The 22,506-nt window shown below is 37.7% G+C and carries 22 protein-coding genes; 11 read left to right on the top strand and 11 right to left on the bottom strand.

What is annotated here, in order from left to right; translation table 11 throughout:
* Both LCM02_RS06100 and LCM02_RS06095 read right to left on the bottom strand, forming a co-directional pair.
* A complete protein-coding gene (locus tag LCM02_RS06100; RefSeq protein ID WP_224927437.1) occupies nucleotides 1-660 on the bottom strand; it encodes an ABC transporter ATP-binding protein in 660 nt (219 codons plus the stop codon).
* 88 nt (nucleotides 661-748) lie between these two features.
* Entirely contained in the window at nucleotides 749-3,172 is a 2,424-nt protein-coding gene (locus LCM02_RS06095) for a DUF5916 domain-containing protein (protein ID WP_224927436.1), read from the bottom strand.
* Nucleotides 3,173-3,380: 208 nt separating this feature from the next.
* Between LCM02_RS06095 and sucC the strand changes: the two genes are divergently transcribed.
* The 6 genes from sucC to LCM02_RS06065 all read left to right on the top strand — a co-directional run bounded on the left by sucC (nucleotide 3,381) and on the right by LCM02_RS06065 (nucleotide 7,451).
* A complete protein-coding gene (gene sucC, locus LCM02_RS06090) occupies nucleotides 3,381-4,574 on the top strand; it encodes an ADP-forming succinate--CoA ligase subunit beta (RefSeq protein WP_224927435.1) in 1,194 nt (397 codons plus the stop codon).
* A gap of 630 nt (nucleotides 4,575-5,204) precedes the next feature.
* On the top strand, nucleotides 5,205-5,546 hold the full coding sequence (locus LCM02_RS06085; protein ID WP_224927434.1) for a hypothetical protein: 342 nt from the start codon (nucleotides 5,205-5,207) through the stop codon (nucleotides 5,544-5,546).
* Between the two features lie 84 nt (nucleotides 5,547-5,630).
* Nucleotides 5,631-5,996 carry a hypothetical protein gene (locus LCM02_RS06080; protein ID WP_224927433.1) on the top strand — a complete coding sequence of 122 codons (366 nt, stop codon included), beginning with the start codon at nucleotides 5,631-5,633 and terminating at the stop codon, nucleotides 5,994-5,996.
* A 40-nt stretch (nucleotides 5,997-6,036) separates the two neighbouring features.
* Nucleotides 6,037-6,426 (top strand): hypothetical protein, encoded by a 390-nt coding sequence (locus LCM02_RS06075; protein WP_224927432.1) that lies wholly within the window; start codon nucleotides 6,037-6,039, stop codon nucleotides 6,424-6,426.
* A 30-nt stretch (nucleotides 6,427-6,456) separates the two neighbouring features.
* Nucleotides 6,457-6,807: a hypothetical protein gene (locus LCM02_RS06070; protein ID WP_224927431.1), complete on the top strand. Its 351-nt coding sequence runs from the start codon at nucleotides 6,457-6,459 to the stop codon at nucleotides 6,805-6,807.
* A gap of 74 nt (nucleotides 6,808-6,881) precedes the next feature.
* Nucleotides 6,882-7,451: a DUF2911 domain-containing protein gene (locus tag LCM02_RS06065; protein ID WP_224927430.1), complete on the top strand. Its 570-nt coding sequence runs from the start codon at nucleotides 6,882-6,884 to the stop codon at nucleotides 7,449-7,451.
* A gap of 100 nt (nucleotides 7,452-7,551) precedes the next feature.
* Here the strand turns inward: LCM02_RS06065 and LCM02_RS06060 are convergent, their stop codons facing one another.
* Nucleotides 7,552-7,962 (bottom strand): thiol-disulfide oxidoreductase DCC family protein, encoded by a 411-nt coding sequence (locus LCM02_RS06060; RefSeq protein WP_224927429.1) that lies wholly within the window; start codon nucleotides 7,960-7,962, stop codon nucleotides 7,552-7,554.
* A 77-nt stretch (nucleotides 7,963-8,039) separates the two neighbouring features.
* Between LCM02_RS06060 and LCM02_RS06055 the strand changes: the two genes are divergently transcribed.
* The 5 genes from LCM02_RS06055 (at nucleotide 8,040) to LCM02_RS06035 (ending at nucleotide 12,909) form a co-directional block, all read left to right on the top strand.
* On the top strand, nucleotides 8,040-8,732 hold the full coding sequence (locus LCM02_RS06055) for an ABC transporter ATP-binding protein (protein ID WP_224927428.1): 693 nt from the start codon (nucleotides 8,040-8,042) through the stop codon (nucleotides 8,730-8,732).
* Nucleotides 8,733-8,735: 3 nt separating this feature from the next.
* On the top strand, nucleotides 8,736-9,968 hold the full coding sequence (locus tag LCM02_RS06050) for an ABC transporter permease (RefSeq protein ID WP_224927427.1): 1,233 nt from the start codon (nucleotides 8,736-8,738) through the stop codon (nucleotides 9,966-9,968).
* A gap of 11 nt (nucleotides 9,969-9,979) precedes the next feature.
* Nucleotides 9,980-11,224 (top strand): ABC transporter permease, encoded by a 1,245-nt coding sequence (locus tag LCM02_RS06045; RefSeq protein WP_224927426.1) that lies wholly within the window; start codon nucleotides 9,980-9,982, stop codon nucleotides 11,222-11,224.
* A 33-nt stretch (nucleotides 11,225-11,257) separates the two neighbouring features.
* Nucleotides 11,258-12,364 carry an efflux RND transporter periplasmic adaptor subunit gene (locus LCM02_RS06040; RefSeq protein ID WP_224927425.1) on the top strand — a complete coding sequence of 369 codons (1,107 nt, stop codon included), beginning with the start codon at nucleotides 11,258-11,260 and terminating at the stop codon, nucleotides 12,362-12,364.
* A 164-nt stretch (nucleotides 12,365-12,528) separates the two neighbouring features.
* The gene (locus LCM02_RS06035; RefSeq protein WP_224927424.1) at nucleotides 12,529-12,909 is read left to right on the top strand and encodes a hypothetical protein; all 381 of its coding nucleotides are present in this window, start codon (nucleotides 12,529-12,531) and stop codon (nucleotides 12,907-12,909) included.
* A gap of 33 nt (nucleotides 12,910-12,942) precedes the next feature.
* On the opposite strand, the gene LCM02_RS06030 is transcribed toward LCM02_RS06035, so the two are convergent.
* The 8 genes from LCM02_RS06030 to LCM02_RS05995 all read right to left on the bottom strand — a co-directional run bounded on the left by LCM02_RS06030 (nucleotide 12,943) and on the right by LCM02_RS05995 (nucleotide 22,423).
* The gene (locus tag LCM02_RS06030; protein WP_224927423.1) at nucleotides 12,943-13,830 is read right to left on the bottom strand and encodes a 3-hydroxyacyl-CoA dehydrogenase family protein; all 888 of its coding nucleotides are present in this window, start codon (nucleotides 13,828-13,830) and stop codon (nucleotides 12,943-12,945) included.
* Nucleotides 13,827-14,468 (bottom strand): sterol desaturase family protein, encoded by a 642-nt coding sequence (locus LCM02_RS06025; RefSeq protein ID WP_224927422.1) that lies wholly within the window; start codon nucleotides 14,466-14,468, stop codon nucleotides 13,827-13,829. Before LCM02_RS06025 ends, LCM02_RS06030 begins: the two co-directional genes overlap by 4 nt.
* Nucleotides 14,469-14,470: 2 nt before the next feature.
* Complete coding sequence (locus LCM02_RS06020) at nucleotides 14,471-15,430, bottom strand: Gfo/Idh/MocA family protein (RefSeq protein ID WP_224927421.1); 960 nt, start codon at nucleotides 15,428-15,430, stop codon at nucleotides 14,471-14,473.
* A 91-nt stretch (nucleotides 15,431-15,521) separates the two neighbouring features.
* Nucleotides 15,522-16,403 carry a TolB family protein gene (locus LCM02_RS06015; RefSeq protein WP_224927420.1) on the bottom strand — a complete coding sequence of 294 codons (882 nt, stop codon included), beginning with the start codon at nucleotides 16,401-16,403 and terminating at the stop codon, nucleotides 15,522-15,524.
* Nucleotides 16,404-16,511: 108 nt separating this feature from the next.
* Nucleotides 16,512-18,305, bottom strand: coding sequence for an acyl-CoA dehydrogenase family protein (locus LCM02_RS06010; RefSeq protein ID WP_224927419.1), 1,794 nt, complete (start codon nucleotides 18,303-18,305; stop codon nucleotides 16,512-16,514).
* Nucleotides 18,306-18,336: 31 nt separating this feature from the next.
* The gene (locus LCM02_RS06005) at nucleotides 18,337-19,521 is read right to left on the bottom strand and encodes an acetyl-CoA C-acyltransferase (protein ID WP_224927418.1); all 1,185 of its coding nucleotides are present in this window, start codon (nucleotides 19,519-19,521) and stop codon (nucleotides 18,337-18,339) included.
* Nucleotides 19,522-19,524: 3 nt separating this feature from the next.
* Entirely contained in the window at nucleotides 19,525-21,930 is a 2,406-nt protein-coding gene (locus LCM02_RS06000) for a 3-hydroxyacyl-CoA dehydrogenase/enoyl-CoA hydratase family protein (protein WP_224927417.1), read from the bottom strand.
* 22 nt (nucleotides 21,931-21,952) lie between these two features.
* Nucleotides 21,953-22,423, bottom strand: a complete 471-nt coding sequence (locus tag LCM02_RS05995; RefSeq protein ID WP_224927416.1) for a MarR family winged helix-turn-helix transcriptional regulator — start codon at nucleotides 22,421-22,423, stop codon at nucleotides 21,953-21,955.
* Nucleotides 22,424-22,506 lie beyond the last annotated feature (83 nt).

Below are 22,506 nucleotides of genomic sequence, written 5' to 3'. Positions count from 1 at the left end.
TTATGAATGAATAATTTTACCATCCTTCATTTCCAGTTTTCGATCCGCCATTTGAGCCAGTTCCTGATTGTGGGTCACAATGACGAAGGTCTGCTTAAACTTATCGCGAAGGGTGAAGAAAAGCTCATGTAAATTTCTTGATGAGGTGGTATCCAAATTGCCACTGGGTTCATCAGCGAAAATAACGTCAGGTTTATTGATCAAGGCCCTTGCCACTGCTACTCTTTGCTGTTCTCCTCCGGATAGTTCACTTGGTTTGTGATTCTTACGATCTGAAAGTCCCATAAAGGATAATAATCTTTCTGCTTCTTCCTCTACTTCTTTCCTTGATCTGTTGGCAATGAACCCGGGTATACAAACATTTTCCAAGGCTGTAAATTCTGGAAGCAGCTGATGAAACTGAAAAATGAATCCAATATGCTTATTTCGAAATTTCGAAAGTGCTTTGTCGTTTAGTCTTTTAATCTCCGTATCATTGATGGACAAGCCTTCACTTTGGGTAGGTTTATCCAGAGTTCCCAGAATTTGTAAAAGTGTTGTTTTTCCTGCTCCACTTGGACCGACTATGGCAACGATCTCACTCTTTTTTATATGAAGGTCCACACCTTTTAGAACTTCCAGGTCTCCATAATATTTATGGATGTTTTCGGCTTTGATCATTACAGTAATTTATGCGTGTGAAAATACAATATTTTGATGAGTTATCAAGTGCACCTAATCTTTTCGGTAAAGGCTTACAACGAAGTAATTATGAATTTTCTTTACTCAACCAGCTTTTGATATTATTGTAGTCGAGAAAGTATATCAGTTTTATGGATAGCAAATGTCCATAAGGTTGCTCAAGGAGTTCAGAAAGGTTTTCCCCAAATGACAAGTATGAACGATCATTTTGATTTTCGATTGTATTTCTGTACAAGGCAACAAGTTCACTTCCCCTGGTGAATTGCCAGACATATCTAAGATCAAGGTTCCAGTTGTTAAAATTCACATCATTATTTTCTTCATAGGGGTGGGGGCTTAAATAACCGTCTTCTTCAAGTTGATAATATTGGTCTTCGTAGGCCACTGTTGACCAATAATGCCTAAAGGAAATACTGATTGAAGATTTATCATTAAAATTGTATTTACCTGAAAAACTATTTTCGATCTGGTTGTTTTGTCTTACTCCAAAAATTATTGTTTCATCCTCAAGGGTATCAACATAACCCGGTTGGTTAAAGCTCTGATCCAGAATAAATCCATAGCCAAATTCCAATCGATCATTCATCCTGAATCGGGGAGAAAGACCAAATTCGAATGACTGCTCTTTAGTGCCGTATCGCTTTCTGTATTCAAGACCAATTTCAGCTGCCAGCCTCTTTCTGAAATCTGATGAAAAGAAACCTTCTGTTGAAAACATACCGTTACGTTTCCAGAACCTTCCTTCAGTACGTGGTTCGAAAAAATCAACTCGCTCCCCCAGATTTGTGCCAATTTCCAAACCATAGGAGTATTGTTTAAGATTGGTGGCAAATGCATCTATTTCCATGTAATTACCCGTGGATACACTTGGGTCAAACCTTCTAAAATGTCCGGCAAAAAAACTTACTCTGAAATTATTGAAATGCTCTGTGGGTTTAAAGATCTGATAGGAAACATTTCCCATGATATCGTTATAATTATTATTTCTTTGAAAACCCAGATCATTTTTGTCATACTTGTCATCAGCAAACCGATGTCTTATGCTGTATCGAATACTTCCTTTTGTTTTTTCAAAATCCATTCTCGAGGAAAACCCTGTAGTATTCATATCGTTTTCACGAATTGTACTGGTACTCCCGTCCAGACTGAACCTATAGGAATTGGCCCTGTTAGCAAGACTCATAACCAAAGAGGTTACATTGGCATCGCGAAAATCTCCTTCCCTCAAAACATTTGTATTGACAATTCCTATAGATGAGTTTTTGTTGAATTCCTGATCCACCACAAAAACATTGTAATTTGCCAGAGGCTCCGTTTTTATTCTTGAGGATTCTCCTGTAATGGTGTCTACTACGGTAGCATAGGTGTTTTCGGTTACAGCATTCAATACCCCAATTCCTAAACCTTTTTGTGATCGTCCCGTTACTTTTACAGCATTCAGAACCTTAACTTCATCCGGATTATCGACAATTTCATACTCGTCATAAGCATCTTCCACATCTCCTCTTCCCACCGGGCTATTCCCAATTCTTCTTGAGAAGAACAGATTACCCTTGTTCAGTAAATCGGCACCTTCAATGAAAAATTGGCGCTGTTCCGAAAAGACTTGTTCAAAAGGGCCAAGGTTTAGGACAACATTATCAAATCCCGCCTGGGAAAAATCCGGGACCAAAGTGGCGAACAGCGTAAAATTATCTGTTATTCCATATTTGAGATCCATCCCGAAGTTCAGGCTTGTATCCGTATTTCCATCATAACTGTTAAGAATGAATGATCCAAAAGGTGAAAAACTTAGTCGGGTAGGGGGATCAATGTTTTTTAAGCCTTTTAGAATGCCGTCATATTGGGTGAATCTCCCTGTTGATTTGTCAATATAATTCCAAACATAATGTTGACGGCTGCTCTCAATACGTCTGTGTAAATTAAGGCCCCAGGTCATATCTTCACCGGAAGCAAATCTCAAGGCTGAATACGGAATTTTCATTTCTACGTACCATCCTTTTTCGTCAAAACTCACCTCACTGAACCAAACTTCATTCCAGCTGAAATCTTCGCCGTTGGCAGGTGAGAACTGAGCATCCAGTTGTGTAGCTCCCGAAGTAACAAAAAAAGCGTACATATTCTGTCCGTCATTATTGGGGCTGATCCCGATCGCAAAAAAATCTGCCGTTCCAAAATTATCGCGCTCACTGAGCTGTTTTAAGATCTTATCAGGATTCGAATCATATAAATAAGCACCAACATAAATGGCAGAGTTATCATAGATAATTTTTACTTCAGTCTTTTGATTTTCGGGTTCCTTATCACCATCTCCTGGTTCAAACATGACAAAATCTTTGGCAATTTCCGCATTCTGCCATTCTTTTTCATCAAGTTTTCCGTCTATAACAGGAGCTTCAGTTACCCTATTGGTAAGTAGTTCTTTCCTCTCGATCTGTGCCTGTACTGACAACACCGATATTAAAAAATAAAAGAGAAATATTGTTCTCATAAAAGAGGAATAGTAGGCTTATTTTGACCCAACGAAAGTATACAGGGGAGGGATAATTCTGTCTTAAAGAATTGTTAAACTATTTACGATAATTTGAGAATCTTGAATATGAGGATGTAATCTGGATAACAAAAAATTTAATAAGGTGGTTTATTCTATCTCAATTAAATAGTTACTTTTGTAATTATCAAACAAAAACGTCTAATTAATGAACTTACACGAATATCAAGGAAAAGAGATATTAAACAGTTTCGGAGTAAAAATACAACGAGGAATAGTGGCCGATAATCACAAGAAGGCTGTTGAAGTAGCAAAGCAATTGGCAACTGAAACCGGTACAGGATGGTGGGTTATAAAGGCTCAGATTCACGCAGGTGGAAGAGGAAAAGGTGGTGGGGTTAAACTGGCCAAGAGTCTTGATGATGTGGAAAACATATCAAAAGACATCATTGGAATGATGTTGAAAACACCACAAACTCCGGTGGAAGGAAAAAAAGTGAATCAGGTGTTGATTGCGGAGGATGTATATTATCCTGGTGATAGTGAACCCGAAGAATATTATATGTCTGTTTTGCTCAACAGGGCAACGGGCAGAAATATGATTATGTATTCCACAGAAGGAGGGATGGATATTGAAACAGTTGCCGAAGAAACCCCTCATTTAATTTTTACGGAAGAAATTGATCCGGGAACGGGATTACTTGGTTTCCAGGCTCGTAAGATCGCTTTTAACTTAGGATTATCAGGTAAGGCGTTTAAAGAGATGGTAAAATTTGTATCAGCACTTTATACTGCCTATGTTGAATCTGATTCCTCATTATTTGAAATTAACCCAGTATTGAAAACCTCTGATGATATGGTTCTGGCGGTTGACGCTAAGGTAACCCTGGATAACAACGCCCTATACAGACATAAAGATTATCTTGATCTCAGAGACTTAAGGGAAGAGAACCCTATTGAGGTTGAGGCCAATGCTGTGGGACTGAATTATGTGGATCTCGATGGAAACGTGGGATGCATGGTTAATGGAGCAGGTCTTGCCATGAGTACAATGGACCTGATCAAACAATCCGGTGGAGAGCCTGCAAACTTTTTGGATGTAGGAGGAACAGCTGATGCGGAAAGAGTTGAAACAGGATTTCGTATTATTCTTAAGGATCCTAAAGTAAAAGCCATTTTGGTTAATATTTTTGGCGGAATTGTGAGATGCGACAGAGTTGCTCAGGGAATTGTTGACGCTTATAAAAACATGGGAGACGCCATTAAAGTTCCGATTATTGTAAGACTTCAGGGAACAAATGCTGTTGAGGCAAAAGAACTAATTGACAAGAGTGGACTTGACGTTATATCAGTTGTCGAGTTTAAGGAGGCAGCCAATAAAGTGCAACAGGTACTGGGATAAGAATTTTTATTTTTAAAAAAATAGACTCGATTTATCGGGTCTTTTTTTTGACATGAATTGCCATCTGACAAATTTCAAGCGGTCAATAATTTGAAAAAAAGGTTCTCGATTAGAATATATGATTCATAAATTTGGCCGGATTTTAGAAAAAGAGATCAAATTGGGTGTTTTTGTTTTAACCGTTTTCCACTAGGCCTAATTGAATAAGCATACTTAATGCATCAATAAATGGATCATTTCTAACTGAAACAAAATTGTTTAAAGGAGGGTGTTAATAGATAATAAGCTGTTTATAAGTCAATTAGACATATAAATAGCTAATTCTGGTAAACTACCTGTTTTCAGGGATATTTTAAATTCCCATTTTTATCTATTGTTTGATACTGATATCCTGACTTACATTTGAACTATGGTTTTCACGTAAGATCATATTCTTTAACAAACAATAAGATTTAATACTATAAAGAGATAAAATTACTTTACTCCTATTTGATTGAACCCGAGTTCATATTTAATTCAAACGGATCAGAAATATTTTTATCCAGGACTAAATCTTCTATTTTACAGTTTTTCCTAATTTGAAATAACATCAATATTGAATCGTCAATTATTAACGTAAATATTTCAATTATGAAAAAGATAACTTTATTATTCGTCTTCGCCCTAGCCGGCATTACAGGATTCGCACAGGAATCATCTGAATCAAAACAAATAAATTCTGAATCAATAGAACGTGAATTGGAATACATTATTGTACTGGATGACGTTGTTGTAGATGATAACATTGATATGTTACTGAATGACAGCGCACTAGAAGGGGATATTCATTTTGATTTTAACACTCATGAGTTGGTGCATGACGCTCCGGAACCTGCTGGAATTGAAAGTAAATTCATAGACGGTGCCTTTACTTATAATGAGTATGCCTACAACTACAATTTTGAAGATACACTGGGTAGCATAAGCTCATAGTTAGCAGCATATCAAAAGTTATCTTCCCTCATTACATAAAGAGTAATCAAATAAAACAACTATAAAACATTAAAATTATACGCCATGAAAAAGATAGTATTCATTTTAGCCATTTCATTAATAGGAATTTCAACATACGCCCAGGAGTCCAAATCAGGTCCAAAGGAAAAAATTACCAAGTATGTTACAACTTTTCCAAACGGAGATGAGGCAATCACGATCACTGATAATTCGAGATCTACCAATATGGAGTTAGCATCTTCTGACGACTTCTATAAGTATGAAATCCTGGAAACTTCCAGCCATGAATTGGTACATGGGGAGACCAATCGCGGGAATGTATGTGCCATTGACAAAACCAAGCTTGAAGAAGGAACCTATACTCTAAAAGTGTATACGGAAGATTTTGTCATCACTTCTGATATAACAATTGGAGAGAGTGAAAGCTAAATCAGGAGTAAAAATTCAAGAATTCATTAAAATATATATCATGAAAAATTCAATTATAACATTTGCAATTCTTCTCATAAGCGTAGCGGGATTTGCTCAACAATCAAACAAACAATCTGAAAAAGTGACCAAGTATGTTACAACCTTTCCTAACGGTGAGGAGGCTATAACCATTACAGATCATTCAGCGTCCGACAACCTTACATTAAATTCAGCTGACAATTTCTACAAGTATGAAATTCTCGAGACGTCGAATCATGAGCTTGTTCACGGATCTGATAACCAGGGAAAGGTTTGTAACATAGATAAAAACAAGTTTGAAGACGGAACCTATACTTTAAAGGTTTATACGGAAGATTTTGTCATTACTTCTGACATAACAATATCAAACGGATTTGAAAATGAGGAACATGATTCTACGATTCAGTAGACTGTTTTAAAGAAACATGTACATAATTATATGAGATATATTTTAAAGATAGTAATGCTGTTTATAGCCTATAACGGATTCGCTCAGAATGCATCAAAAATGAAGAAAACTGTTACAACCTTCCCAAATGGGGATGAGGCCATAACCATCATTGAAAATTCAGATACCAATGTCATAAAATTGATCAGTTCCAGAGATTTTAATGCATATGAAATGCTGGACCTTTCAAATCATGAAATCAATCACCGTTCATCAAAAAAAAGGGAGATTATCAGAACGGAGAATAAGAGCAGGTATGAACAAAATTATGCCATTGGTAGAACTGAATCTGAAAAGTTAAAGAAAAAAAGGGAAGACAGTGACAAAACTGATGGGGCATAAATGATCAAAACAAATGAAGAGATGCCAACAGGATGTTTTTAAGTCTTGACAGAAAACAAGTAAAACAAAGTAAAATGAAAAATTTGAACACAATCGGAATCGGCCTAATCCTTTTTATAGGAACGCTTTTCAATCAGGAATTGAAGGCTCAAAGTTTTAATGATCAGGACAAAAACCCACATGACATAGTCTATTACAGGCCGGCCGAGCAAACCAGGCCACAAATTAAAGTGGTGTATGGAAGACCGGCTGCAAATGACAATGAGGTGTTTGGTACTCAAATTCCATTTGGACAAATTTGGAAAACGGGTAGTAACGAATCTACCGAAATAAAATTTTACTGTGATGTAATGTTCGGTAACAAGTTTGTAAAAGCGGGCACGTATTCATTGTACACTATACCCAACAGGGATTACTGGATTGTTATTTTGAATGGAAAAACGGATACATACGGGGCGCATTTTTACAATCCTAAATATAATGTGGCCACGATTGAAGTACCGGCTGTAAAAGGGCAAAAAATGGATAACTTTTCGATTGGATTTGATTCAAAAAGTTACGGAACTCAAATGGTTTTGGCCTGGGCTGAAACAAGAGTCAGAATTCCATTGTATACTGAAGAAAGACTCATTTCTAAAATTTAATTATTGATTAATTTGTGTTGACTGTTTTGGGTTAAAGCCATAAAAACCAAAGCCGTCACATTCAAAAAAAAGGGGATTATTTTAAAAACAGGTTCCTCCATTATTGGAGGAACCTGTTTTTATATTCGTTAATTTCCATTGTACAGGAATCTTTTTTTCCGAACCATTTATAACGGTTTCTGGCAACCAATCGATAAATGGCGTCTCGAAAAGAAAGAGGAAGGTATTTAAAAACGGTAAACATGTTCCATGGCCTGTTCAGATTTCTGCAAATCTCCAAAACCGCATCTGATTCGTCAAAGACTTTGTTATTTGCTAGAAGAAGGATCGAAGAAGGATTAATATTTTTTATGTTATAATGTAACAAAATATTTTTTGCAGCGTCTGATTGTAAGGAAGCGAATATGAACTGTGGCTTGGATTCATTTTTTAAAATGAACTTTACGGATCGGTTGCACAAATTGCAAACACCGTCAAATAAAATTACAGGGTTTTGTGTAATATCAGACATCGTGCAAAATTATGAAATTCGCCTAGCAAAGAAATGACAAAGTATGTTTTTAATTAAAATTAAAATAGGGTCTTCTAATGATAGAAATTAAAAATCTTCATAAATCCTACCCAATGGGGGAGGATTCATTACATGTTCTTAAAGGATTAAATTTACATATAAAAGAAGGAGAGTTTGTTTCCATTATGGGTTCTTCGGGATCAGGTAAATCAACCTTATTAAACATTGTAGGTTTATTGGATATTCATGACGAAGGTGAGTATTACCTGAATGGACAGTTGATTCAGAATTTAGATGAAAAGAAGGCGGCCGTATTGAGAAATAAGTTCTTGGGTTTTGTTTTTCAGTCTTTTAACCTGATCACTTATAAAAATGCCCTTGAAAATGTAGCCTTACCACTGTATTACAAAGGAGTAGGCAGGAAAGAAAGGCAGAAGGTTGCTATGGAATATTTAGAAAAAGTAGGTCTGGGAGAATGGGCGGATCATTTACCAAGTGAACTTTCAGGTGGACAGAAACAGAGAGTGGCAATTGCCAGGGCCCTGGTTACCAATCCAAAAGTTGTTTTGGCCGATGAACCAACAGGTGCACTTGATTCTACAACGTCCCATTCTGTGATGGAACTTTTAAAAGAGATCAATGACGAAGGAATGACAGTTTTTGTGATTACACACGAAGAGGATATTGCTGCTGAAACTGACAGAATTGTTCGATTACGTGACGGTGTAATCATCAGTGATGAAGTAACGAATAGAAAAGTAAAGGCATAATTTATGTTTGATTTAGATCGTTGGAGAGAAATATTTCAAACTTTAGGCAAGAACAAGCTTAGAACTATCTTGTCAGGTTTTACTATTGCTTTTGCCATCCTTTTATTCACCCTGCTTTTTGGAATCGGTAACGGGCTGAAGCATTTTTTTGAAGAAGCCTTTGCAGGAGATGCCGTTAATTCTGTTTATATATTTTCTGGTACCACCACAAAGCCATATAAAGGGCTTCAAAGTGGTCGCAATATACAATTCCGGAATGATGACACTAAATTCATCAATGAAAAATTTGAAGAAGAAATAGCCTTTTTCAGCCCGAATATTCAGCGCTTTAATGTTTTGACTGTTTATCGTGGTAATCAAAACAATTACACGGTAAGAGGAGTTTATCCTGATTATTTGCCACTGGAATCAGCTGTTATAGAAAAGGGACGTTTTTTAAGTGTAATGGATCTGAAAAAAAGGGCGAAAGTGGTAGCCATAGGCCGGCTAGTTGAACAGGATCTTTTTGGAAACAGAAGTGCGATGGGTAAGGACATCAGCATAGGTGGTATATCTTACAAAGTTATCGGAGTATTTAGTGATCCGGGAGGAGACCGTGATGAACGATTTATTTATACCCCGTTCACGACGGCACAAGGGATGTATAGAGAGAATGATGAACTTGATTACTTTGGGCTAACCTATAATCCAAAACTCAATGTTGATCAGGCTTTGCAGTTCACTAGTGTTTTAACCAGAATCTTTAAGGAAAAGCATAGTGTGGACCCTAGAGATCAGGGTGCCATCAGGGTTCGAAATTATGCTGAGGGATCCAAAAATGTGCAACAATTTATTCTGGTTTTGAATATTATCATTCTTTTTATAGGTATCGGGACGTTGATTGCCGGTGTAATTGGTATCAGTAATATTATGGTGTATATAGTTAAGGAGAGGACCAAGGAACTGGGAATTAGAAAGGCGCTCGGTGCAACACCGGGTTCTATAGTATCTATGATCATGCAGGAATCAATTTTTGTTACGGCAATCGCAGGTTATGTGGGACTCATGATCGGTGTTCTGGTTTTAAGAGGTATAGGTGATAGTTTGGAGAAATATTTTATTGTAGATCCGAGTGTCGAAACTTATGTCGTGATTGGCGCTACTATTGTCCTCATAATTGCAGGAACGATAGCAGGATACATTCCTGCCAAAAGAGCGGCCAGAATTAAACCAATTGTGGCCTTGAACGACGAGTAAACCCAATCATTATGAAATTTATATTTGACAGAGACACGTGGCAGGAGATATACGGCAGTATTCGCAAGAATAAAATGCGTGCATCAATTACAATTATTGGTGTTATGTGGGGTATATTTCTTTTGATCGTTTTATTGGGGGCCGCAAGAGGTATGGAGAATAATTTCAACAAATTGTTCGGGGATTTTGCCACAAACAGTGTATTTGTCTGGGCTCAGTCAACCAGTATGCCTTTTAAGGGATTTCAGGAAGGGAAAAATATAAGATTAAAACTTTCCGATGCCGATCATATCATGAGTGAGATCGAAGGCCTGGAATTTGTGGTTCCGAGACATCAAAGACAATCTCAGGCTACCAATAACTTTAAAACAGGTTCCTTTGGAATCTATGGCGATTATCCTGAATTGGACCGTGTAGAGAAAAAGGATATGGTTTACGGAAGGTTTATTAATGACTCTGACATAGAAGAAAAGAAAAAGGTATGTGTGATCGAAGAAGAAATCTTTAAGCAGTTATTCGATAAAGATGAATATCCTATTGGTCAGTATATCAAGATAAACGATGTAAATTATAAAGTTATCGGTATGTATAAACAGGGTCAGGTCAGAATGGGCGGCCCACAGGGAGCTATACATATTCCATTTACGACCTTTCAGCAGGTTTACAATACTGGAAATACGATGGGCTGGATGATGATAACAGGAAAACCTGAATATGAGATCAAGCAGATCGAGGCAGATGTCAAGTTACTTTTAAAGAATTTACATAAGGTTCACCCAAATGACAACAGGGCTTTTGGAAGTTTCAACCTGGGAAATGAAATAAAGAAATTCACAGGTTTCCTGACCGGGATGCAATTTCTGACTTGGTTCGTAGGTATTGCCACTTTAATTGCAGGTGTATTTGCAATTGGAAATATTCTTCTGATCACTGTAAAAGAGAGAACCAAAGAAATCGGTATCAGAAGAGCACTGGGAGCAAAACCCTGGGAAATTAAAAGACATATTATGCTGGAATCAGTTTTTCTGACTAGTCTGGCGGGGGCACTCGGAATAATTTTTGGGGGGATCATACTGATGGTCATAGATTCGACCATGGGTAAAGGCCCGGATTCTGCCCTGACGAATCCTACCGTTGATATTCCGGTTATTTTAATTGCGGTTTCCACTTTGATAATACTGGGAACTCTTATAGGAATGATTCCGGCGCAGGTAGCCGTTAGCATCAAACCAATTGATGCCTTAAGAGATGAATAATTAACAATCAAATTGAATAGAAAATAATTTACGATGAAAAAAAAGTTAATATTTGGAAGTATTATTATAGCCTTAATCGCTGTTCTTGTTTGGCTTGGAAAAAAGAACAGTAAATCTCCAATTGAATATGAAACAGAAAAACCTTTCAAAACCAATATCGTTAGAAAAACGGTGGCGACAGGAAAAGTTATTCCATTGGAAGAAGTTGAGATTAAACCTCAGATTACAGGTATAATTGAAAAAATATATGTTGAAGAGGGAGCAAAACTCGAAAAAGGAGATCTCATTGCAAAAGTAAGGGTAATCCCTAATGAGCAGGCGCTTGCAAATGCACAGGGACGTGTAAGAAAAGCTGAACTGGCCTTAAATAATACCAAAATCATTTATGATCGAAATAAAAAATTGTACGATAACGGGGTAATTTCTCAGGGTGAATTTGAAGTTTTTGAGCTTAATTATGATCAAGCAAAGCAAGATCTAGTAAATGCCGAAAATGATTTCCAGATAATCAAAAAAGGATATACCGGGCAAGGAGGATCGGCCAATACGAATATCAGGGCCACCACTTCTGGAATGATTTTGGAGATTCCTGTTAAAGAAGGATATCAGGTAATTCAAAGTAATAATTTTAACGCTGGTACGACAATAGCGTCAATTGCAGATATGACCAAAATGATTTTTGAAGGAAAAGTGGATGAAGCTGAGGTTGGAAAATTGAACGAAGGTATTGAAATTGAAGTTGGACTTGGAGCCATTGAAAAGAAAAAATTCCCGGCTAAGCTAAACTTTATCGCTCCAAAAGGAACGGAAGAAAATGGGGCAGTACAATTTAAAATTAAAGCAGATGTTACCCTGGATGAAGAGTATTTTGTAAGAGCAGGATACAGTGCCAATGCCGATATCGTTTTGGAAAAGAAAGACAGTGTTTTATCTATTAAAGAATCTCTGTTACAATTCGATAAAAAAACGGAGATGCCTTATGTTGAAATAAAAACAGGGGATCAGCAATTTGAAAGAAAAGATCTGGAACTGGGAATTTCTGATGGAATTAACGTAGAAATAGTTTCCGGTATAACCGAAGAAGACGAGATCAAGATCTGGAATAAGACAAGAAAGGATGATCAAAACCAGAGAGGATAAAATTTAGTAATGAATGACAAAAAGGCTCCGCATATGTGGAGCCTTTTTTTGTTTAAATGGATATAAAAATGAATGTTCCCGATAAAAAAATGACTTTTATCAATGGTATACTCACTTTTTTTTAGGAAATTTAGGGTATTATTAATTGCAAACATTTTAAGCCCATGGAGACAAAACTAGTTTACTTAAGCGATTTGAAATTTAATTTAAAGGTGTGGAAGGAAGAATTAAGGTTTCATAGAAAAGAGATGGAGAAATTTGAGAAGAAACTCGAAGCCATAGCCAAGCGGAATTTAGGAATAGAAGCGATGGCACCTTTAGAAGGTTTTCAGAATAAAATAATTAGGGAAAAAGAAGTAATAGGAAGAATGCTTCAGCGAATTAGGATGAAAAGAAAGATTATTGAAACCGCTGATTTAAGTGAAGAACTGGATGGAAGATTAAGAAACCAGCAAACGTCAATGCGTGATGATATGAAAACTTATATAAAATTGCACTATGAATTGAAAGAAGATCTCATGGATTATTTCTTAAGATGGTTGTAATAGAATAAAAGCCCCGATGTCGGGGCTTTTTTTTTATGAAAATTGTTTGGAGATTTTATCAGCTTTTCTGGATTCTGAATAATCGTAAAAGCCTTCTCCGGATTTTACTCCAAGTTTTCCGGCCGTAACCATATTGACCAGTAAAGGACAGGGAGCGTATTTTGGGTTGCCAAATCCGCCATAAAGTACGTTAAGAATAGATAAACACACATCAAGTCCTATAAAATCAGCTAGCTGCAATGGTCCCATGGGGTGGGCCATACCTAATTTCATGACCGTATCTATTTCATATACTCCTGCCACACCTTCATATAGAGAATAAACGGCCTCATTGATCATTGGCATCAATATTCGATTTGCAATAAACCCGGGATAATCATTTACTTCTACAGGGACCTTACCCAGTTTTTTGGAAAGTTCCATGATCAACAGGGTCACCTCGTCGGAGGTTGAGTAACCCCTGATGACTTCCACTAGTTTCATGATCGGAACGGGGTTCATAAAATGCATGCCTATAATCTTATCAGCCCTTTTTGTTACCGAGGCTATTTCCGTAATCGAAATGGAAGAAGTGTTTGTGGCTAAAACAGCTGATGATGGAGCAAACTCATCTATCTGTTGAAAAATCTGTTTCTTTAAATCAAGGTTTTCGGTTGCCGCTTCCACAACCAGATCGGCTTCTTTAACACCTTCATTTAGAGACGTAAAGGTTTTTATTCTGTGTAAGGTTCCCTCTTTGATATCAGCACTAATTTTTCCTTTAGAGACCAGTCGATCCAGATTTCTGTCAATACTGATTAGTGCATTTTCCAAAGCTTTTTCAGAGATATCAACAAGCTTTACTTCAAAATCATTTTGAGCAAAAACATGGGCAATTCCATTGCCCATGGTTCCCGCTCCAATTACCGTTATATTTTTCATTTATAGGATTTTTTAGGAGGCATGGTACCAAAAACATGATCCCATAATGTATTTGAAACACCAAAAGCCTTATCTGGATACTTATAGTGGTGCAAACTGTGATGTTTCCATAAAAATTTAAATCGTTTAGGTGGTTTTACCACATGCGTGGCTCTGTGTAAAAATGAGTATAACAGATAACCAAGAAAGAATCCCGGGAAAAATCCCCAGGTTAATACAGGTTGACCGAGAATACTAAAAACTCCATAAAAAATGGCAAATAATATTGACGCCATGATAAGCCCAGGAACGGGAGGCATTAATAACCTTTCAGTATCCCTTGGGTAAAGGTGGTGCGATCCGTGCATAATAAAATGAAAACGCTGAACAAACTTGTTCTCAGAGATCCAGTGAAACAGGTACCGGTGAAGCATATATTCCGCAAAGGTCCAGAAGAATAGTGCAAAAATAAATAATCCGGTAAAGGTCAGCACGGGAATCTTTTGGATGAAGATTCCATTGTAGATGAGTAGTAAAACAACCAGGCCATATACTATTATATTTTGCTTTAAAGAGGTTTTGGTAAGGCTTTCTAAAAAAGGATTTTTAAAAATAGTGGCAGATCCTCTGTGATGTTCTGTAGTAACTTTTGGTTCCATAATTAAAAACTGTCAATAATCTTTTGGGCAACTTCCAGGGCTTTTGTTCCCTGACTCAAAGACACAATTGGAGTTTTGTTTTGATCTATCGCTTCAGCAAATGATTCCAACTCGTCTAAAATTGCGTTGTTCTGATGAATTTTTGGGTTTTCAAAATATATTTGTTTCTTTTTTCCTTCAGCGTTCTGAAGGATCATAGCAAAGTCGTCCGTATCTTCCGGCGCATCTTTCATTTTAACAACTTCAGATTTTTTCTCCAAAAAATCGACCGAAATATAAGCGTCTTTTTGAAAGAATCTGGACTTGCGCATATTTTTCATGGAGATTCTGCTGGCCGTGAGGTTAGCAACACATCCATTCATAAATTCGATTCTTGCATTTGCAATATCCGGGGTTTCACTTATTACCGAAACACCACTTGCATGAATTTCTTTCACCTCTGAATTTACGACACTTAAAATGATATCAATATCATGAATCATTAAATCCAGAACCACCGGGACATCTGTGCCCCTGGGATTAAATTCTGCAAGTCGATGGCTTTCAATGAACATAGGATCCTCTATCATATCCTTAACCGCTGTAAAAGCGGGATTGAATCGTTCTACATGGCCTACCTGACCTCGAACCTTATTTTTTGCAACAAGGTCCCTTAGAGTTTCTGCCTCTTTCAGAGTTTTGGTAATAGGTTTTTCAATGAAAATATGTTTCCCTTTTTCTATTGACCTCTGAGCACAGTCAAAATGATTCAGGGTAGGAGTGACAATATCAACAACATCGGAGGCGTCTATCAGTTTTTCAATACTATCAAAATATGTGTAGCCAAATTCCTCGGCAACCTGTTTGCCATAGTCTTCTATCGGGTCATAAAAGCCAACCAATTCATATTTAGAAGATTGCTGAAGAAGTTTTAAATGAATTTTACCGAGATGACCAGCACCTAATACTCCTGCTTTTAACATAAAAAAATTTTTCCCAAAAATACAAAATACAATTCGAAATGAAAATGAGGAGCAGTAATAAAGTTCAAAAAAAATGAAGTGGTTTTGAGTCTTATTCCTGGCAGACAACGGCTAATTTGGAACCATCGGGACTAACCGTTATGCGACTTATGTTTTTTAAGGAAAAATCAATATCCATTTTTACGGGTTTCCATTCCTTGTCGATACCGGGTTTGTATTTATACAATTGATTTCCCTTACCCATGATCATACTTCCTTTTAAAGTCCAGGCCAGATCTTTGGACCCGGAAAGAGCGTCGGTGATGTATTTGGATTCACTTGTTTTTGGGTTTATCGAATAAATTTCAGGATCTTCATGCTCAAGGCTGATAAAACTAACAAGGTTGTTTCCAAGTCCCGCATTAAACGGAATTTTGCTTAAGGATCGTCCTACATTAGATTGAATAGGATATCTTATTTTATATTTAAAATTACTCACCTGCAAGGTTTCTATATCACTTATAACAAAACTGATCAGTGATTTTTCATCGAGCCACAGATAGTAGCCTACCTTTAAATCAGGTATCAGCACTTTTGGAGGCTTTTTTTTGTACGCGTATTTGTACAAGAATTGGCTTTCATCTTTATTTAAGCGTACACAAGTATAATACTTCTTGCTTCCCGGCATTTGCACGGGAGAGAATTCACTTTCTGGTGTGTCTGTCAGCCATACCCTGTATTTTTCTTGAATAAAATATTTAGAGATATCCGATTGCCCACCTCTGAACGAAGCAAAAAGTACGGCATTACCATCTTCTGTGAAGCTAGGCTGATTGTCGTATCCTTCGTTATTTGAAATATTGATAGCATTGGACAGAACAATTTGATCATCTTGTTCTTCAAGATCCAGGAGATAGATCTCTGTGGCTTCCTGTGACCAAATAATGGCACAAACAAAAACCATCAAAATGGAGGGGAGTATTCTGACAGGCATGTAAAAAAAATTAAGCTATTTATTACTCAAATATAAGGCTTAATCTTATACAAAATACAAATTGAGAATTGTTTTGGCCAGGCGCTTATCTCACCTGGCCAAAAACAATTAAAAGCAATACCTGTTTTCCTCGATTAAAATGGCGGCAACTTCTTTTCGAAGGGCTATGATATTTGGAAGATTGGTATACTTAGTAAATCTTTTTAATCCCATAAGCATCATGCGCTGCTCATCACCTTCAGCAAAGTAGGCAATAGCTTCTTTCCCTTTTTCATTAATTATTCCAACAGCGTTGTAGAGATTAATTTTGGCCATTGCGATTTGTCCCCTGGCAGCTTCTTCTGAAGTCAAACCTGCAACTTTCTCTGCTTTAAGCAAGGCACTTTCAGCCATATAGATCTCAATTAAGACCTCAGCAGCAGCCAGAATCAACTGCTGATGTTCCTCGAGTTCCATTCCAAAAGTTTCCACAGCTTTTCCTGAGATCATCAAAAATGCTTTTTTCAATTTTCCAATGATTTCTTTTTCCTCGGAAAACAATTCTGAATAGTCAGGTACATCAAAGGAGGGTATTTCCATAAGACTTCTGCCCACAGCCATGGCAGGAGTCATCAAGTCAATGTCACCTTTAAATGCCTTTTTGAGCAACATACCTATGGTAAGCAGGCGATTTATCTCATTGGTTCCTTCGTATATTCTGGTTATCCTTGCATCTCTCCATGCAGCCTCCATGGGAGTATCTTTTGAGAATCCCATACCACCAAAAATCTGAATACCTTCATCGGTAACAAACTGAGACGTTTCCGAACCGTAAACTTTTAAGATTGCAGCTTCAATGGCATATTCACTAAAAGCGATCAATTCGGATTCCTGATGTGACTTGCCGGATTCCAGTAGCGCATCAATATAGTTTTGAATATCTTTTGCCGCTCTGTATGAACCTGCATCTATGGTAAATGTTTTGGTTGCCATTTCCGCAAATTTTGATTGAATTGCTCCAAAACTTGAGATCGGTTTTTTAAACTGAATTCTCTCATTTGCGTATTTAATTGATTCCGTCAAGGTTCTCCTGCTGGCATCCAGGCAGGCTGCAGCGAGTTTGATTCGACCCACATTTAGAGAATTTAGCGCAATTTTAAATCCTTTACCTCTTTCCGAAAGCATATTTTCAACGGGGATAGCCGTGTTGTTAAAAAATACCTGGCGTGTTGACGACGAGGTAATACCCAACTTTTTTTCTTCGTCACCGAAACTGACCCCGTTTGGATTTTCCTTGTCATACTCCAATAAAAATCCTGTTATATTTTTATCGTCTTCAATACGGGCAAAAACAATAAATATCTCAGCAAAACCGGCGTTGGATATCCACATTTTCTGACCGTTAATCAGGTAGTTCTTGCCATCTTCACTTAAGGTAGCCGTTGTTTTACCTGAATTCGCATCACTCCCTGCTCCAGGTTCTGTTAAACAGTAGGCCCCGAATTTCTCTCCAGAGGTCAAAGCCGGAAGATATTTTTGCTTTTGTTCTTCGGTGCCATACAGAAATATTGGCATTGTTCCAATACCAGTGTGTGCTCCATAGGCGGTTCCTAATGAACCAGATGCCGCCGAAATATAATCAGTTACAAGCATTGTTGAAACAAAACCCATTCCAATTCCGCCGTATTTTTCCGGAATTGAAACACCAAGAAATCCCATTTCACCAGCTTTTCTCATTAACTCCTCGGTTAAGGCATAGTCTTTTTCCTCAAACCTTTCCTTTATTGGCCAAACTTCACGATCAATAAATTCAATTACGGCATCTTTCATCATTCGCTGTTCCTCACTAAACTGCTCTGTGACAAAAACATCTTCCTTTTTGACTTCTCTTACAAGAAATTCACCTCCTTTTATAGCTTTCATATTTTTTTTCAGTTTTAATTTTGGTTTTATTTTATTTCAATAACTCATACACCCCTGCAGCACCTTGTCCCGTTCCTACACACATGGTAACTATCCCGTACTTCTGTTTTCTTCTTCTCATCTCATTGAAAAGCTGGACAGATAGTTTTGCACCGGTACAGCCAAGAGGGTGCCCCAGGGCAATAGCTCCACCATTTACATTGACAATATCCTGATTCAGGCCAAGTTCTCTGATAACTGCTAAAGATTGAGATGCAAAAGCTTCATTCAACTCAAACAATTCAATATCATTTAAGGCTAAACCTGCCTGCTCAATTGCTTTTGGAACAGCGGCAACAGGTCCTATTCCCATTATTCTGGGTTCCACACCAACTGCTGAAAAACTAACCATTCTTGCCACGGGTTCCAAATTCAGCTCTTTTACCATTTCCTCACTCATAACAAGTACAAAAGCTGCTCCATCGCTCATCTGGCTGGAATTTCCTGCGGTTACACTTCCTTTATTGGCAAATACCGGTCTTAATTTTGACAGAGCTTCCTTATTTGTTCCTCTTCTGGGACCTTCATCTACCTTGACCGTGTAATTTCTTGATGTTTTTCTACCGTTTTTATCAAGAAATATCTGCTCGACATCGATTGGAGCGATATCCTCTTCAAAAATGTTATTATCTATAGCATTAAGAGCCTTCATATGAGAATTAAACGCAAATTCATCCTGGTCCTCACGGCTGATATTAAATTGCTCAGCAACAGCTTCCGCAGTAAGTCCCATGCCCCAGTAATAATCTTCATGACCTTGCTTTGCCGTTTCATAATTTGGTACGGGCCTGTAACCTCCCATAGGAATATAACTCATGCTTTCAACTCCTCCGGCAATAATGCAATCTGCCATTCCTGACTGAATTTTTGCTGTTGCCATACTAATGGTTTCCAGTCCTGAGGCGCAGTATCGATTTACAGTTACACCGGCTACTTCATTTGTTTTTGTTCCCATTAGAGAAACCAATCGACCCATGTTTAATCCTTGCTCGGCTTCAGGCATTGCGTTTCCTACAATAACATCATTGATTCTTTTGACATCAAGCTCAGGAACCTTTTTCAATAAATAGGCAATTGTTTCTGCAGCAAGTTCATCAGGTCTTTTAAACCTGAAAGTGCCCCTCGGCGCTTTACCCACTGCTGTTCGGTATCCATTAATTATATATGCTGTTTTCATAATTTAGTTTCTTAAAGGTTTACCTGTTTTTAAGGTGTGTTCAATTCTTTCCAAAGTCTTACGTTCTGTTAACAGGGATAAAATAGCTTCCCGTTCAAGATCAAGAAGATACTGTTCAGAAACCATGGAGGGTTCTGAAAGATCACCCCCGGCCATTACATAACCCAGTTTATTGGCGATCTTTTTATCATGTTCCGAAGCATATCTTCCTTGCTCAAGGCTGTCAGTACCTACCAGAAACATTCCAAGTGCCTGCTGACCCAATACCTTAACTTTTTTGGCGACGGGCTTTGTATATCCGTCTTCCAGCATTTGAATGGCATATTGTTTAGCGGTTGCAATCTGTCTGTCAGCATTCACAACCACAATGTCCTTTCCTTTTTGAAAATAACCCATATCAAAAGCTTCCTCGGCCGAAGTGGCAACTTTTGCCATGGCAATATTGATAAAAGCATCTCGTAATCTGTTCAACTTAACATCGTCCTTTTTCCATAATTCGGAAACACGTTTTGTCATTTCTTTTGTTCCTGCTCCTGCAGGGATAATACCTACACCAAATTCCACCAATCCTGTGTATGTTTCCGCGGCTGCGACCACCTTGTCTGCATGAAGACCCATCTCACAGGCTCCCCCAAAAGTCATTCCTCTCGGTGTTATCAGGGTAGGGACAGCGCTGTACTTCAATCTCATCACCGTGTCCTGGAACATTTTTGTTGCCATTGACAACTCATCGTATTCCTGCTCAATTGCCAGCATAAATGCCATGGCCAGATTGGCGCCAACCGAAAAGTTTGCAGCCTGGTTGCCAAGTATAACAGCTTCGTATTCCTCTTCGGCCAGATCGATACCCTTGTTAATGGCCTGTAAAACTCCACCTCCAATTGTATTCATTTTTGACTGAAATTCAACATTTAAGACTCCATCACCTAAATGTTGAATTGAAGCATCATTATTAGACCAAATCGTTTTGGATTCTCTAATATTATCCAGGATGATAAAGGCGTCCTGACCCGGTATACGAATCTGTTTTCCTTCTTTTAGATCAAAATAAAGCTTGGTACCATTATCAATTCCGTAAAAAGAATTGCAATTCGAAGCCAACATTTCATGAACCCAGGCATTGGGTTGAAATCCTTCAGCCTCCATGATCTTTAAACCTTCTTCGACACCAATGGAGTCCCATATTTCGAACGGTCCGTGTTCCCATCCGAAACCTGCCTTCATTGCATCGTCAATTCGGTATAGTTCGTCCGAAATTTCAGGTATTCTGTTTGAGGCATAGGCAAAAATTGCTGAAAGGGTTTTGCGATAAAATTCACCAGCTTTATCCTTGCCTTTGACCAAAACCCTGAATCGATCAATTACTCTCTCAATCGATTTGGTTGTTCCCAGAGTCGCAAATGAAACCTTATTTGATTTTCTGTATTGCATGGTATCAAGATCCAAAACAAGAATTTCTTTTTTACCGTTTTTGTCAACCGTCTTTTTATAGAAACCTTGTTTGGTTTTGCTTCCCAGCCAATTATTTTGAACCATGGTATCGATGAATTCCGGGATCGCAAAAGAATCCTTCATTTCATCATTTTTAGCATTGTTCGCCACCCCATTTGCCGTATGGACCAAGGTGTCAAGCCCTACAACATCAATGGTTCTGAAGGTTGCTGATTTGGGCCGGCCAATAAGAGGCCCCGTTAATTTGTCAACTTCTTCAACGGTGAGACCCAAGTCTTTTACAATATGAAAAAGACTCATAATACCGAAAATCCCAATTCTGTTTCCTATGAATGCCGGGGTATCTTTAGCAAGAACAGAGGTTTTACCTAAAAACTTCTCTCCGTACATCATTAAAAAATCGGTGACTTCCGATTTACAAGATGGGCCGGGAACAACCTCAAATAGTTTTAAATACCTCGGAGGATTAAAGAAATGTGTTACCGCAAAATGGTTTTGAAAATCTTCACTTCTTCCCTCATTCATAAATTTAATGGGGATTCCTGAAGTGTTTGACGTTATAAGGGTACCCTTTCTTCTATATTTTTCAATTTGCTCAAAGACCTGTTTCTTAATATCTAATCTTTCGACAACGACCTCAATTACCCAATCCGCATCTTTGATGTTTTTTAAATCATCTTCAAGGTTCCCTGTAGAGATTCGGGAAGAAAAAGCCTGATCATAAATAGGGGAAGGCTTGGATTTAAGAGCTGATTTCAAACTATCATTTACTATTCTGTTCCTAACCTGATCATCATCAAGAGTAAGTTTTCTCGCTTTTTCCGACTCGTTCAGTTCTCTGGGAACTATGTCGAGAAGCAGCACTTCAACGCCAATATTAGCGAAGTGACAGGCAATACCGGAACCCATGATTCCGGAACCTATAACGGCTACTTTTTTAATATGTCTTTTTTTCATTGATTGTAAATTTGTGCTTTTTTTAGTCCTTAAAAATTAGTTTGTCGTTAATCAGTTCCTTGATAAGATCTGTTACCTCAAAAAAATGATCAATTTTTTTCTGGTCAATTCTGTCTTTGATGCATTGGTTGAACTGATATACAGAGTCCTTTGAGATTTCTCTTTTCTCAATTCCTAAAGCTGTCAGTTTGATCAGTACCCCTCTTCCGTCTTCCGGATTCTTAACTCTGCAGATCAGGCCCCTTTCTTCCATACTGTTCAGTATACGCGAAAGACTTGTCGCTTCCATTCCCATGGATGGGCCCAGCGCCGTCGAAGGAGTTCCTTTTTCTGCATCTATGTATAGAAGCGCCATGGCCACTGACATGGTACTATCATGTTTTGCAGCTCTTTCGTTATAGGTTTTTGCCACAGCTTGCCAAGTGGCTCTCAAAGCGTGGTCTATGGTTTTTTCTTTTTGCATATGCCAAATATAGGAAAAAATACTATGCATGCATAGTAAATTAAAAAAAATTACTTTGTTCAATAAATATTCGTAAATTAGATCGCATCCTTTAATATCAACCGATCAAAAAT

Source organism: Lutimonas saemankumensis (genome assembly GCF_020171465.1).
Taxonomy (GTDB): Bacteria; Bacteroidota; Bacteroidia; order Flavobacteriales; family Flavobacteriaceae; genus Lutimonas; species Lutimonas saemankumensis.
The sequence above is the reverse complement of the archived record's forward strand: the minus strand, read 5'-3'. Positions and strand labels throughout refer to the sequence as shown.